Genomic DNA, 12,676 nt, shown 5'->3' with positions numbered 1-12,676 from the left:
GGTCCGTCAGCTGCTGCCGAGACCGGCGTCGGAGACGGTGGTCTCACCCTCGGCCTTGAGGACCTTGTTGAGGATCGTCAGGTCGTAGATCCCCTTCAGGTCGGGCTTCTCCAGCAGACCGGCCTTGACCGCGTGCTCCGCCTCGGTGTTGAGGGTGGAGGCCAGCGGGTCGTCGGTGAACTGGATGGACTTCCACGCCGGGTCCAGGACGTCCGCCGGCAGTGCCTTGCCGGAGTCGGCCTCCAGCTGCTTGTTCGCCACCGCCTTGGCCTGGTCGGGGTTGGCGTTGATCCACTTGTTGGCCTCGACCGAGGCCTTCAGCACCGCCTCGACGGCCTTCGGGTGCTCCTTGAGGAACTGCTGGCGCACGATGATGTTCGTGATCACGAACTTCTTGTCCGGCCACAGGGTCGACTCGTCGAGCAGTACCTTGCCGCCCTCGGCGACCAGCTTGGACGCGGTCGGCTCCGGCACCCAGGCACCGTCGATGGCACCGGACTGGTACGCGTCCGGGGTGATCTTGTTGTCGGTGCGGACCACCGACACGTCGCCCTTGCCGGTGTTCGCGTCGACCTTCCAGCCCTGGTCCGCGATCCAGTTCAGGAACGCCACGTCCTGCGTGTTGCCCAGCTGCGGCGTCGCGATCTTCTTGCCCTTGACGTCCTTCAGGGACTTGATCTTCTTCGGGTTCACGACGAGCTTCACGCCGCCGGAGGCCGAACCGCTGATGATCTTCAGGCTCTTGCCGTCGGACTTGGTGTAACCGTTGATCGACGGGGAAGGGCCGATCCAGCCGATGTCGATGGAACCGGAGTTCAGTGCCTCGATCTCCGAGGGGCCGGCGTTGAAGATCTGGTAGGCCGCCTTGGTGGCGCCCAGCTGCTTCTGGAAGTAGCCCTGCTGACGGGCGACGAGCGCGGTGCCGTGGGTCAGATTGCCGAAGTAGCCGATCTTGACGGAGTCGAGGCCGTCGATCTTCGAGGATCCGGCGGAGACCTTTTCCTTGGCGTTGTCGGCCGTGGAGTCCGACCCGTACCCGCACGCGGCGAGCGTGAGCAGGGGAAGTGCGGCGAGCGCGGCTATGCCGCGGCGGAGGAGCTGGGAGCGGTTGGCAGGCACGGGAGGCGTTCCTCTCGTTGGCCCGGCGGTCACGGTCTTTCAGGTCGTGGCCGGGAGGTCGGCAGGTCTTCGTCGCATCCGGGACGGCGGGTGGGGGGTGAGGGCGCGCAAGCGGTGCGCGTACGTCAACGCACACATCGCGCCACCCCGCCCTGTCCGCTGCCGAGGGCGCCGCTGCCGACGCGGCCGCCCTCCTTCGCGAACGTCGAGTAGACGTCGGTCATCGTCATGTCAGAAGTCCCAGCCGTCGTCTTCGGTCTCGTCCTTGACCGGCTCGGGGGACGCGAACGACTCGCCGACCATGCCCGCGGTGAGCGTGGTGCCGTCGGCGGGGTCGATCAGGATGAACGAGCCGGTGCGGCGCGAGTCGGCGTAGGAGTCGACCGGCAGCGGCTCGGCGGTACGGATCTTGACCCGGCCGATGTCGTTGGCGACGAGCTGCCCCGGGTGCGGGTGCAGGGACAGGTCGTCGAGCGTCAGGCGGGACGGGATGTCCTTGACGACCGCCTTGACCGTGCGGGTGCCGTGCTTGAGCAGCACCCGGTGGCCGACGGCCAGCGGCTGGTCGGCCACGTGGCAGACGGTCGCCTCGACGTCCTGGGTGGTCGCCGGGGCGTCCTTGGTCGGGACGATCAGGTCGCCGCGCGAGACGTCGATGTCGTCGGTGAGCAGCAGGGTCACCGACTGGGTGGTCCACGCCGCGTCGACCGGCTTGCCGAGCAGGTCGATGCCCGAGATCGTCGTCGTACGGCCGGACGGCAGGACCGTGACGGCCTCGCCGACGTGGAAGGTGCCGGCCGCGATCTGGCCGGCGTAGCCCCGGTAGTCGGGGTGCTCGGCGGTCTGCGGGCGGATCACGTACTGCACGGGCAGCCGGGCGTGGCAGTGCGCCAGGTCGTGGCTGACCGGGACGGTCTCCAGGTGCTCCAGGACGGTCGGGCCGCCGTACCAGTCCATGTTCGCGGACGCCTCCACGACGTTGTCGCCGACGAGCGCCGAGATCGGGATCGCGGTGACCTCCGGGACGCCCAGCTCGGTGGCGTACGCCGTGAACTCCTCGGCGATCCCGGCGAAGATCGACTCCTGGTAGTCGACCAGGTCCATCTTGTTGACGGCGAGGACGACGTGCGGGACGCGCAGCAGGGCGGCGATCGCGGCGTGCCGGCGGGTCTGCTCGACGACGCCGTTGCGAGCGTCGACCAGGACCACGGTCAGTTCGGCGGTGGAGGCGCCGGTGACCATGTTCCGGGTGTACTGCACGTGCCCGGGGGTGTCGGCGAGGATGAACCGGCGCTTCGGGGTGGCGAAGTAGCGGTAGGCCACGTCGATGGTGATGCCCTGCTCGCGCTCGGCGCGCAGCCCGTCGGTGAGCAGCGCCAGGTCGGGGGCGTCCTGGCCGCGTGAGGCGGAGGCGCGCTCGACGGCTTCCAGCTGGTCGGTGAGGACCGACTTGGAGTCGTGCAGCAGCCGTCCGACCAGGGTGGACTTGCCGTCGTCGACGGAGCCCGCGGTCGCGAACCGCAGCAGGGTGGTCTCGGTGAGGCCGAGTTCCGTGGTGCTGGTGGTCATGGTTAGAAGTACCCCTCGCGCTTGCGGTCTTCCATCGCGGCCTCGGAGAGCTTGTCGTCGGCGCGCGTGGCGCCGCGCTCGGTGAGCCGGGAGGCGGCGATCTCGGCGATCACGGCGTCCAGCGTGCCGGCGTCGGAGTCGACGGCACCGGTGCAGGACATGTCACCGACCGTCCGGTAGCGCACCTGGCGCTTCTCGACGCTCTCGCCGTCCTTCGGGCCGCCCCACTCCCCGGCGGTCAGCCACATGCCGTTGCGCCGGAACACCTCACGCTCGTGCGCGAAGTAGATCTCCGGCAGCTCGATGCCCTCGCGGGCGATGTACTGCCATACGTCCAGCTCGGTCCAGTTGGAGAGCGGGAACACGCGGACGTGCTCGCCGGGGGCGTGCCGGCCGTTGTAGAGGTTCCACAGCTCGGGGCGCTGGCGGCGCGGGTCCCACTGGGAGAACTCGTCGCGCAGCGAGAACACCCGCTCCTTGGCGCGGGCCTTCTCCTCGTCCCGGCGGCCGCCGCCGAAGACCGCGTCGAACTTCTCGCTCTGGATCTTCTCGGTCAGCGGGAGGGTCTGCAGCGGGTTGCGGACGCCGTCCGGGCGCTCGCGCAGCACACCGCGGTCGATGTAGTCCTGCACGGAGGCGACGTGCAGCCGCAGCCCGTGCCGCTCCACCGTGCGGTCCCGGTACTCCAGGACCTCGGAGAAGTTGTGGCCGGTGTCGACGTGCAGCAGGGTGAAGGGGATCGCCGCCGGGGCGAACGCCTTGAGCGCCAGGTGCAGCATGACGATGGAGTCCTTGCCGCCGGAGAACAGGATCACCGGCCGCTCGAACTCGCCCGCCACCTCGCGGAAGATGTGGACCGCCTCGGACTCCAGCGCGTCCAGGTGGGACAGGGCGTACGGGGTGCCCGTGCCCTCCCCGTGAGCCGCCACGGTCGTCGTCATGCCAGTCCCTTCTCGCTCAGCAGCGCGTGCACCGCCGCCGCGGACTCCGCGACGGTCTGGTCCTGCGACTCGATCCGCAGATCGGGCGTCTCGGGCTCCTCGTACGGGTCGTCGACGCCGGTCAGCCCGGTCAGCTCACCGGCGGCCTGCTTGGCGTACAGACCCTTCACATCGCGTACGGAGCACACCTCGACCGGGGTCGCCACATGCACCTCGACATACGCGGTGCCGTTCTCGCCGTGGCGCCCCCGCACCGCGTCGCGGCTGTCCGCGTAGGGGGCGATCACCGGGACGAGCGCCTTGACGCCGTTGCGGGCCAGCAGCTCGGCGACGAAGCCGATGCGCTGCACGTTGGTGTGCCGGTCCTCGCGGCTGAAGCCGAGGCCCGCCGAGATGAACTCGCGGATCTCGTCGCCGTCGAGCACCTCGACCTGGTGGCCCTCGTCGCGCAGCCGGCCCGCCAGCTCGTACGCGATGGTGGTCTTGCCGGCGCTCGGCAGACCCGTGAGCCAGACGGTGGCTCCGGTCGTCACGGTGTTCTCCTGGTTCGTAGGGTTCGTCGAAGACGCGGTGGTCGTCATTCGTGCAGCCCGCACTCGGTCTTGGCCCGCCCGGCCCAGCGGCCGGCGCGCGTGTCCTCGCCCTCGAGGACCCGGCGGGTGCAGGGGGCGCAGCCGACGGAGGTGTAGCCGTCCATCAGCAGGGGGTTGGTGAGTACGCCGTGTTCGGCGACGTAGTCGTCCACGTCGTCCTGGGTCCAGCGGGCGATCGGGGAGATCTTGACCTTCTGCCGCTTCTCGTCCCAGCCGACGACCGGGGTGTTCGCCCGGGTCGGGGACTCGTCGCGGCGCAGCCCGGTCGCCCAGGCCGCGTACTTGGTCAGGCCCCGCTCCAGGGGCTGGACCTTGCGGAGCTTGCAGCACAGGTCGGGGTCGCGGTCGTGCAGCTTCGGGCCGTACTCCGCGTCCTGCTCGGCGACCGTCTGGCGCGGGGTGAGGGTGATGACGTTGACGTCCATCACGGCCTCGACCGCGTCCCGGGTGCCGATGGTCTCCGGGAAGTGGTAACCGGTGTCGAGGAAGACGACGTCCACGCCCTTCTGGACGCGCGACGCCAGATGGGCCACCACCGCGTCCTCCATCGAGGAGGTCACGCAGAAGCCCTTGCCGAAGGTGTCCACCGCCCACTGGATGATCTCCAGGGCGGAGGCGTCTTCGAGATCGCGGCCGGCCTGCTCGGCCAGCGCCTTCAACTCCTCGCTCGTGCGCTCTTCCTGAGCGGTGGTCATATCTGATCCCCTCCGGCTTCGGAATGCTTCAGCCCCCGGGCGAGCAGCCCGAGGAACTTCAGCTGGAATGCGCGGTTGCAGGCCGCGCATTCCCAGGCACCGTGGCCCTGCTCACTGGGTCGCAGGTCCTCGTCGCCGCAGTAGGGGCAGTAGAAGGGGGCGGCCCGCTCGCTCATGAGAGGGCCTCCTCGTCGGCACGGGACGCCCAGGCGGCGAACCGCTCGCCGTCCTCGCGCTCGGCCTGGAAACGCTTGAGCACCCGCTCGACGTAGTCGGGCAGCTCCTCCGAGGTCACCTTGAGACCGCGGACCTTGCGGCCGAAACCGGCCTCCAGGCCCAGGGCGCCGCCCAGGTGCACCTGGTAGCCCTCGACCTGCTCGCCCGCGTCGTTCAGGACCAGCTGGCCCTTGAGACCGATGTCCGCGACCTGGATACGGGCGCAGGCGTTGGGGCAGCCGTTGAGGTTGATGGTGAGCGGCTCGTCGAAGTCCGGCAGGCGGCGCTCCAGCTCGTCGATGAGCGAGCTGCCGCGCTGCTTGGTCTCGACGATGGCGAGCTTGCAGTACTCGATGCCGGTGCAGGCCATGGTGCCGCGCCGGAACGAGGACGGCCGGGCGGTGAGGTCCAGCGCCTCCAGGGCCTCGACCAGCGACTCGACCTGTGCCTCGGTGACATCGAGGATGATCATCTTCTGCTCGACGGTGGTGCGCACCCGGCCCGAGCCGTGCGCCTCGGCGAGGTCCGCGATCTTCGCCAGGGTGGCGCCGTCCACCCGGCCGACGCGCGGGGCGAAGCCGACGTAGAAGTTGCCGTCCTGCTGCCGGTGCACACCGACGTGGTCGCGCCAGCGCTGCAGCGGCTGGGCCGGCGCGGGGCCGTCGACGAGCGGGCGCTTGAGGTACTCGTCCTCCAGCACCTGGCGGAACTTCTCCGGGCCCCAGTCGGCGACGAGGAACTTCAGGCGGGCGCGGGTGCGCAGCCGGCGGTAGCCGTAGTCGCGGAAGATGCCGATCACGCCGGCCCAGACGTCCGGGACCTCCGCCAGCGGCACCCAGGCGCCGAGCCGGACGCCGATCTTCGGGTTGGTGGAGAGGCCGCCGCCGACCCACAGGTCGAAGCCGGGGCCGTGCTCGGGGTGGTCCACGCCGACGAAGGCGATGTCGTTGATCTCGTGCACCACGTCCAGGAGCGGCGAGCCGGAGATCGCGGACTTGAACTTGCGGGGCAGGTTGGAGAACTCCTTGCTGCCGATGTAGCGCCGCTGGATCTCGTCGATGGCCCAGGTGCCGTCGATGATCTCGTCCTCGGCGATACCGGCGACCGGCGAGCCGATCACCACACGCGGGCAGTCGCCGCACGCCTCGGTGGTGGACAGCCCGACGGCCTCAAGACGGTTCCAGATCTCCGGAACGTCCTCGATGCGGATCCAGTGCAGCTGGATGTTCTGCCGGTCGGTGATGTCCGCGCTGCCCCGGGCGAACTCCTGCGAGATCTCGCCGATCACCCGCAGCTGCTGGGTGGTGAGGCGGCCGCCGTCGATCCGCACCCGCAGCATGAAGTACTTGTCGTCCAGCTCCTCCGGCTCCAGGATGGCGGTCTTGCCGCCGTCGATGCCGGGCTTGCGCTGGGTGTACAGCCCCCACCAGCGCATACGGCCGCGCAGGTCGTTGGGGTCGATCGAGTCGAAGCCGCGCTTGGAGTAGATCGTCTCAATGCGTGTCCGCACATTGAGACCGTCGTCGTCCTTCTTGAACTGCTCGTTGCCGTTGAGCGGGGTGAAGTGCCCCATAGCCCACTGACCCTCACCGCGGTGACGGCTCACCTTGCGGCGGGGCGCGGAGGCGGCAGGGTTCTGCGGGGTGGCGGCCATGGTTGATACGTCCTTCGGGACAGGCGGGGAAGCGGCTCTGACCTGCGCGTGCGGGCGCATGCGGGCATACGTGCGCAACATTGCGCGACGGAAGGTCTGGACAGGAAAGCGCGGCGGTGCTGTGCTCTCAGCCCGCCGGACAGATGGCGCTGGACATGCGGCCGAGGTCGACGTGCCGCCGACTCACCAAGGCAATTCCAGTTCCAGACATGACGGAAGCGTGTCACGCGGATCTCCGGGCAGTCCACCATTGTCCGCGATTCGGACGGATCTATTCTGAATGGTGAGACAAGGTGTCGTGCGTCACGCCGGGGGCGTGTTTACGGCCGGGTGTCCGGGTGCGCCCCCGGCCAGGGCCCCGGCGCCGTTACGTCCGGTTCCTCCTCGGTCTTCGTGTCGAAGAGCCGGAAGCCGCGTCGCTGGTAGTTCGCCATCGCGTGCTCGCCGTCCAGGCTGCAGGTGTGCAGCCACACCCGCTTGGTCGGCGGGCGCTCGGTCCACCGCTCCGCCAGGTCCCAGGCGCGGGCGGCGCCGTACGAGAGCAGGTGGCCGCCGATCCGGCGGCCCCGGAACGCCGGGATCAGACCGAAGTAGACGATCTCCACGACCCCGTCGTCCTGCGGTTCGAGCTCGACGTAGCCCGCCGGGGTGCCCCGGTCGTAGGCGACCCAGGTCTCCACGCCCGGCCGCGCCAGGTGCTGCTGCCAGCTGGCGTGGCTCCAGCCCAGCCGGTCGGTCCAGCGGATGTCACCGCCCACCGAGGCGTACAGGAAGCGGCTGAACTCGGGGGAGGGGACCGCGGAGCGGACGATCCGGACCGCGTCGCCGTCGGGGGTGGCGGCGGGGCGGAGGTCGATGGGGGACGTCTGCTCCAGGGACCAGGTGGTCACGGCGATGGTGCTCATGGGGCCAGGCAATCATCCCGGCCCCGGGCGTGTCGACGGCTGTTATCCGAGCGACGCGTCGATCGAGCGCAGCGGTACCGAGAACAGCATGCGATCTGTGACCGACCACACCTCGCCCGTGTCCGGGGCGTAGGAGAGCGAGCCGGTGCCCTCGGCCCAGCAGCGGTGCGAGTCGTCCGAGCCGCAGCGCGCCGCCCGGGCGCCCTTCGTGTCCTGCCGCCACAGGCCGCCGTGCCCGTCCATGGCGCCGGGGAGGTGGCCGACGTACCACAGGGAGCCGGTCGCGCCCGGCGGGCGGTACGACAGCACGCCCCGGATCTCGGAGACCCCGGTCCGGTACGCCTCGACGGCGTCGGCCCGGCCGAAGGTGTCCGTGGCGAGCAGCCCGTCCCGCTGGGAGGCCTCGTCGAACGCGTACCGCCACAGCCGGGCCGGCCGGTCGCTGTCCGCGGAGGTCCACTCGCCGAGGACCAGGCTGTCCGGGGCCGTCCCGCGGTCCACGGAGAGCGCGCTCGGACAGGGCGCGCCGCTCGCCGAGCAGGCTCCGGCGGTGAAGCTGTACGAGCCCACGGCGGGCATCACGTACCGGAAGCCGTCGGCCGACCAGCCGCCCCGCACCCGGCCGATCGCGTCGGCCAGCACCGAGGTGCGCTGGATGCGGTTCAGGTCGTACACGTAGAGCGCGTCGGTGCTGCCCTGGACGGTGGTGACCAGGAGCTTGTCCTCGTACCAGGCCATGCCGGAGATCTGCGAGGAAAGGCCCCGGTAGGTGCTGCCGTCGGCGCTGGGCACGGTCAGCAGGACCCAGGAGTAGGAGGGGTGCGCCGGGTCGTTCGTGTTGATCACGGCGACCCGGGCCAGGCCCCGGGAGGCGGCGGGGCCGGTGTCGGTGCTGTGCGTCCAGCCGGCCAGGACGACCCGGTTGGCGCCCCACAGGCCGTCGTCGTCGGCGTCGGAGGAGGTGGTCACCGACGCGGGCCGCCAGTCGTCGGTGAGGGTGTCGGCCGGGTCCCAGCAGTACGCCTCGTCGGCCGCCGGGGTGACCGGCAGCGAGTCCCGGTCCCCGGAGTCGCAGTCGGCCGCCTCGCGCAGGGTGTGGTCGGCGGTGGCCAGGACGTCGGCGACCCCGATCGTGCCGCCCATCGCGGCGGCGAGCCGGTCCAGCGAGCGGTGCGGTACGAGGTGCTCCTGCAACTGCAGCCGCGCGCTGTCGGTCGTGGAGACCAGCGGCTTCAGCGCGCCGGGGTCCTCGGCGACCGTGGCCTGCGAGGCGCTGACGATCGTGGCAGTCGCGGTGAGCGCGAGTGCGGTCCCGGCCAGGGCGGCGCGCAGTGCCGCGCCCCGCCTGCGTCGCCGGTGTCTGCCGCGATGCTTCATGTCTCCTCCCGAGGCGGGCCAACTGCGCCTGATGGTCCGTACGTTGACCGAGGAGCAGGTGGGGAGGCCCGTACCGGGATGCTACGGCAGTCCGGGCCGCCGTACCTCGAAGACCCCGTAAATATGCGGAAGATACCTCCCCTGATGCACCGGATGCGTTAAATAAGCCCAGAGTAAGGCGACACTTATTCAGGCCGTCGGCCCGGCGTCCGACCCGCCGTCACCGCCGGGGCGGTCGAGTACGGCAGCAGGTCGCGCGGGTCGTCCGGGAACAGCACCTCGATCTCCGCGTCCTCCCGGAAGCGGTACGGCCGGTGTTCGAGCAACGCCCCGAGATACCGCCGGATCCTGGACATCTCGGCCCGCACGGTGACGGTCCGTGAGGCGTCCCCGAACACGTCCTCGGCCAGCCCGGCCGCACTGCGCCCGGCGCGCCGCGTCGCCAGCAGGTACAGCAACTCGGCGTGCCGGGGACTCAGTTCGCGCGACCAGGAGCCCGCGCCGCCGCCGACGGTCACCGAGGACCGGCGCGGCCGGGTCAGGTCCAGCACGAGCCGGCCCCCGCCCACCGGCACCGGCTCGTCCACCGCCCGCAGCAGCCAGCCCCCGGCCAGCGGCTCCACCGCGCACAGTCCGAGCGAGGGCAGCAGGCGGCGGCCCGGCGACAGGGACTTGGGCAGCGTGAGCCGCCGTGGACACGGCATCCCGGTCACCGCCGCCGTCCAGCCGTCGGCGTCCACCACCAACGCCCGCCCGCCCAGCCGGGCCAGCACCGGCGCGGCGACCGCCCGCAGCCGCTCCAGCGTGTCCAGATGCAGCTCCCGCAACCGCGCCTCGGCGAGCTTGGCCACCGAGTTCACCCAGGCCAGGGTGGCCGGATGCATGGTCTCCAGCGGGCCGCTGACGTCCACCACACCGAGCAGGGCGCCGTCCCGGGGGTCGGTGATCGGGGCGCCGGAGCAGGTCCAGGAGGCGTGCGAGCGGACGAAGTGCTCGGCGGCGAAGACCTGCACGGGCCGGCGCACCACCGCCGGCGTGCCGACCCCGTTGGTGCCGACGACGTCTTCGCGCCAGTCGGCGCCGAGTTCGAAGCCCAGCCCGTCCGCCTTGCGCAGCACCGGCGAGGAACCCTCCCGCCACAGCACACGGCCGTCGGCGTCCGCCACCACCATGATGTGCTGGGCGACGTCCGCGACCGAAAGCAACCCCTCGCGCAGCACCGGCAGCACGTCCCTGAGCGGTGACTCCTCACGTCTGCGCCGGACTTCGTCGGCGGACAGCAGCCCGGTGCGGAAGTCGTGGTCGGGGTCGACACCGCTGCGCAGCATCCGCCCCCAGGACTGTTCGATCACGGGCCGGGGCGGGACCCGCCCGCGGTTCCCGGCGAGTCTGGCCTCGCGCACCTCGCTCAGTACCCGCGCCGCCTGTGCCGCGTTCTTCGCGGCGAGTCGCGCCACGTCCATCGGCGGGTTCCCCACGGAGGTCCTCCCGGATACGCCTTGAAAAAGGCATCGATGAGTCGCTGTCAAGCCGTCCGGGCGGCGGTTTCCGGTCCGACTCCGTGTCTCATACTGCCGTTTTCCGATGCCGGAGGCACACAGTCCGCACACAGTCACCGAGATGTTGCAACCCCTTGCAACCCTGGTGAACGAGCCGGGGGTGGCCGAAAATTGAGCCGACGCCACGGCGTCAATGGCCTGACATGGGCCGAGGGGGCGGGGGTGGTGCCGTGTCGGCGCAGCACCACCCCTGCCTGCGGCGCTTGGGCCGTGCGCGACAGAGGGTGCGTGGTGGCGGTGCGTCGGCGGCTGACGGTTGGTGGGGGCTTGTCGCGCAGTTCCCCGCGCCCCTAGGCGGGTCTAGTCACCCTTGCTCGATCCACAACGGTGGTCAGGTCCAGGCCCGTCGGCAATGTTCCGAAGGTCGAGCCCCAGTCGTTGCCCAGCCTCGACGCGCAGAAGGCGTCCGCCACCTCTGGTGGGGCGAAGCGGACCAGTAGGGAACCCTGGAGGACCGTCGCCAGGCGTTCCACGAGGCGTCTGGCTCGGGCTTCCATGCCTTCCAGGTCGGCGAGTTCGGAGAAGAGGTCCTTGACGGCGCGGTCGAGGCGGTGGTCGGCGCCGTGGGCGCGGCCGATCTCCTGGAGGTAGGCGTCGAGGGCGCCGGGTTCGCGGTGCAGGGCGCGCAGGACGTCGAGGGCCTGGATGTTGCCGGCGCCCTCCCAGACCGAGTTGAGCGGGGACTCGCGGACCAGCCGGGGCAGGCCCGACTCCTCCACGTAGCCGTTGCCGCCGAGGCATTCGGCGGCCTCGACGGTCAGCGGAGCGCAGCGCTTGGTCACCCAGTACTTGGCGGCGGGCAACGCCAGCCGCAGGAACGCCCGTTCGGCCTCGCTGCCGTCGTCGTAGGCGGCGGCCAGCCGGAGCGCGAGGGTGGTCGCGGCCTCCGACTCGATCGCGAGGTCGGCCAGTACGTTGCGCATCAGCGGCTTGTCGGCCAGTCGGCCGCCGAACGCCTCGCGGTGAGTGGCGTGGTGCACGGCCTGGGCCACCGCCTGCCGCATCAGGCCCGCCGAGCCCAGCACGCAGTCCAGCCGGGTCGCGGCGACCATCTCGATGATGGCCGGCACCCCGCGCCCCTCCTCACCCACCCGCCGCGCCCAGGTCCCGTCGAACTCGACCTCGCTCGACGCGTTGGACCGGTTGCCGAGCTTGTCCTTGAGCCGCTGCAGGAGGAAGGCGTTGCGGGTGCCGTCCGCCAGCACCCGGGGGACGAGGAAACAGGTGAGCCCGGCGGGCGCCTGGGCCAGCACCAGGAAGCCGTCCGACATCGGCGCCGAGCAGAACCACTTGTGTCCGGTGAGGGTGTACGTCCCGGACTCGGCGAGCGGCACCGCGGCGGTAGTATTCGCGCGTACGTCGCTGCCGCCCTGCTTCTCCGTCATGCCCATGCCGAAGAGGGCGCCGGCCTTCCGGGCGGCGGGCCGCAGCTCACGGTCGTAGATCACGGACGTCAGCAGCGGCTCCCACACGGCGGCCAGCTCCGGGTCGGCGCGCAGCACGGGCACCGCCGCGTTCGTCATCGACAGCGGGCAGCAGTTGCCGGCCTCGGCCTGGGTCCAGACCAGGAAGGCGGCCGCGCGCCGGACGTGCCCGGACGGCCGTACCCAGCCCGTGGTCAGGCCCGCGCCCACGCCCTTGCCGAGCAGCCGGTGCCAGGCGGGATGGAACTCGACCTCGTCGGTCCGGTGCCCGTAGCGGTCGTGGGTGCGCAGCCGCGGCGGGTGCTCGTTCGCCTGCGCCGCCCACTCCTGCACCTGCGCCGAACCGGCCGAGACGCCGATCCCCGACAGCTCGGCGCGCACCTCGTCCAGCAGCTCGGGGGCGGTGTGCCGCCCGACGGCCTCGACGAGGGCGTGGTCGGCGCCGAAGAGGTCGTATCCGACGAGCGGGGGAGGCTGGTTGGTCACGGTGTGGGTGGTGGTGCATGCCATGTCTGCGAACCTACCCGGGGCGACGGCGGTGGTCTCCAGCCTGACACAGCGGCACCGCCGGCCGCGTCGCGTGATCCGCTGTTCGCGGAAGATCACGATCGGGGCCCCGGAAGA

At 71.1% G+C, this 12,676-nt stretch carries 12 protein-coding genes; all 12 read right to left on the bottom strand.

Annotated elements, in window-relative coordinates:
- Window positions 1–6: 6 nt before the first annotated feature.
- On the bottom strand, window positions 7–1,119 hold the full coding sequence (locus ACGFZS_RS24495; RefSeq protein WP_393796917.1) for an aliphatic sulfonate ABC transporter substrate-binding protein: 1,113 nt from the start codon (window positions 1,117–1,119) through the stop codon (window positions 7–9).
- A gap of 231 nt (window positions 1,120–1,350) precedes the next feature.
- Window positions 1,351–2,688: a sulfate adenylyltransferase subunit 1 gene (locus tag ACGFZS_RS24490; RefSeq protein ID WP_393796916.1), complete on the bottom strand. Its 1,338-nt coding sequence runs from the start codon at window positions 2,686–2,688 to the stop codon at window positions 1,351–1,353.
- A gap of 2 nt (window positions 2,689–2,690) precedes the next feature.
- Window positions 2,691–3,629: a sulfate adenylyltransferase subunit CysD gene (cysD, locus tag ACGFZS_RS24485; protein WP_393796915.1), complete on the bottom strand. Its 939-nt coding sequence runs from the start codon at window positions 3,627–3,629 to the stop codon at window positions 2,691–2,693.
- Complete coding sequence (gene cysC / locus ACGFZS_RS24480; protein WP_393796914.1) at window positions 3,626–4,210, bottom strand: adenylyl-sulfate kinase; 585 nt, start codon at window positions 4,208–4,210, stop codon at window positions 3,626–3,628. The genes cysD and cysC overlap by 4 nt, the downstream gene beginning before the upstream one ends.
- Window positions 4,207–4,917, bottom strand: a complete 711-nt coding sequence (locus ACGFZS_RS24475) for a phosphoadenylyl-sulfate reductase (RefSeq protein WP_393796913.1) — start codon at window positions 4,915–4,917, stop codon at window positions 4,207–4,209. Before ACGFZS_RS24475 ends, cysC begins: the two co-directional genes overlap by 4 nt.
- Entirely contained in the window at window positions 4,914–5,093 is a 180-nt protein-coding gene (locus tag ACGFZS_RS24470; RefSeq protein ID WP_393796912.1) for a hypothetical protein, read from the bottom strand. The genes ACGFZS_RS24475 and ACGFZS_RS24470 overlap by 4 nt, the downstream gene beginning before the upstream one ends.
- Complete coding sequence (locus ACGFZS_RS24465) at window positions 5,090–6,787, bottom strand: nitrite/sulfite reductase (protein WP_393796911.1); 1,698 nt, start codon at window positions 6,785–6,787, stop codon at window positions 5,090–5,092. Before ACGFZS_RS24465 ends, ACGFZS_RS24470 begins: the two co-directional genes overlap by 4 nt.
- A 127-nt stretch (window positions 6,788–6,914) precedes the next feature.
- A complete protein-coding gene (locus tag ACGFZS_RS24460) occupies window positions 6,915–6,998 on the bottom strand; it encodes a putative leader peptide (protein ID WP_309500612.1) in 84 nt (27 codons plus the stop codon).
- Window positions 6,999–7,107: 109 nt separating this feature from the next.
- Entirely contained in the window at window positions 7,108–7,692 is a 585-nt protein-coding gene (locus ACGFZS_RS24455; RefSeq protein WP_393796910.1) for a GNAT family N-acetyltransferase, read from the bottom strand.
- Between the two features lie 42 nt (window positions 7,693–7,734).
- Complete coding sequence (locus ACGFZS_RS24450) at window positions 7,735–9,069, bottom strand: hypothetical protein (RefSeq protein ID WP_393796909.1); 1,335 nt, start codon at window positions 9,067–9,069, stop codon at window positions 7,735–7,737.
- A 185-nt stretch (window positions 9,070–9,254) separates the two neighbouring features.
- Window positions 9,255–10,532, bottom strand: coding sequence for a GAF domain-containing protein (locus tag ACGFZS_RS24445; protein WP_393796908.1), 1,278 nt, complete (start codon window positions 10,530–10,532; stop codon window positions 9,255–9,257).
- Window positions 10,533–10,918: 386 nt separating this feature from the next.
- On the bottom strand, window positions 10,919–12,562 hold the full coding sequence (locus ACGFZS_RS24440) for an acyl-CoA dehydrogenase family protein (protein WP_393796907.1): 1,644 nt from the start codon (window positions 12,560–12,562) through the stop codon (window positions 10,919–10,921).
- Window positions 12,563–12,676 lie beyond the last annotated feature (114 nt).

The sequence above is a fragment of the Streptomyces sp. NPDC048288 genome (assembly GCF_043201555.1).
Lineage (GTDB): Bacteria > Actinomycetota > Actinomycetes > Streptomycetales > Streptomycetaceae > Streptomyces.
The sequence above is the reverse complement of the archived record's forward strand: the minus strand, read 5'-3'. Positions and strand labels throughout refer to the sequence as shown.

Excerpts from the sequence above, each read along its gene's own strand:
- ACGFZS_RS24445 (WP_393796908.1), bottom strand. The coding sequence starts at position 10,532 with ATGGACGTGGCGCGACTCGCCGCGAAGAACGCGGCACAGGCGGCGCGG.
- cysD (WP_393796915.1), bottom strand. The coding sequence starts at position 3,629 with ATGACGACGACCGTGGCGGCTCACGGGGAGGGCACGGGCACCCCGTAC.
- cysC (WP_393796914.1), bottom strand. The coding sequence starts at position 4,210 with ATGACGACCACCGCGTCTTCGACGAACCCTACGAACCAGGAGAACACC.
- ACGFZS_RS24490 (WP_393796916.1), bottom strand. The coding sequence starts at position 2,688 with ATGACCACCAGCACCACGGAACTCGGCCTCACCGAGACCACCCTGCTG.
- ACGFZS_RS24455 (WP_393796910.1), bottom strand. The coding sequence starts at position 7,692 with ATGAGCACCATCGCCGTGACCACCTGGTCCCTGGAGCAGACGTCCCCC.
- ACGFZS_RS24440 (WP_393796907.1), bottom strand. The coding sequence starts at position 12,562 with ATGGCATGCACCACCACCCACACCGTGACCAACCAGCCTCCCCCGCTC.
- ACGFZS_RS24470 (WP_393796912.1), bottom strand. The coding sequence starts at position 5,093 with ATGAGCGAGCGGGCCGCCCCCTTCTACTGCCCCTACTGCGGCGACGAG.
- ACGFZS_RS24450 (WP_393796909.1), bottom strand. The coding sequence starts at position 9,069 with ATGAAGCATCGCGGCAGACACCGGCGACGCAGGCGGGGCGCGGCACTG.
- ACGFZS_RS24460 (WP_309500612.1), bottom strand. The coding sequence starts at position 6,998 with ATGTCTGGAACTGGAATTGCCTTGGTGAGTCGGCGGCACGTCGACCTC.
- ACGFZS_RS24465 (WP_393796911.1), bottom strand. The coding sequence starts at position 6,787 with ATGGCCGCCACCCCGCAGAACCCTGCCGCCTCCGCGCCCCGCCGCAAG.
- ACGFZS_RS24475 (WP_393796913.1), bottom strand. The coding sequence starts at position 4,917 with ATGACCACCGCTCAGGAAGAGCGCACGAGCGAGGAGTTGAAGGCGCTG.